Here is a 230-nt window from a genome sequence, read left to right on the forward strand (position 1 = left end):
GGATTTGGCGAAACGAGTTCAGAAGACGTTGTACAAACAAAAGGGCTTGGAGTCCACTGATGTTCATGCCGTCGCTCGTAGCGGCAAGATTACGCTAGTAGGAATGGCTCCGGACCAAGCGCAGATAGATCTCGCTGGGAAAGTTGCCGAGAGTGTTCCTGGCGTTACGTCGGTCAAAAACAATTTGACCGTGGACGAAAAAGGACGTTAATGGTTGAGTCTAACCGCAT

1 protein-coding gene is annotated in these 230 nt (G+C 50.0%); it reads left to right on the forward strand.

Translation table 11 applies throughout. From position 1 onward, the window contains the following. Positions 1-211, forward strand: a 211-nt coding sequence (locus tag SB751_RS35940) for a BON domain-containing protein (protein WP_410749720.1), incomplete at its 5' end; no start/stop codon positions are given. Positions 212-230: the final 19 nt, after the last annotated feature.

Origin of the sequence: Cupriavidus sp. SIMBA_020, from assembly GCF_046535395.1 — a bacterium.
Taxonomy (GTDB): domain Bacteria; phylum Pseudomonadota; class Gammaproteobacteria; order Burkholderiales; family Burkholderiaceae; genus Cupriavidus; species Cupriavidus campinensis.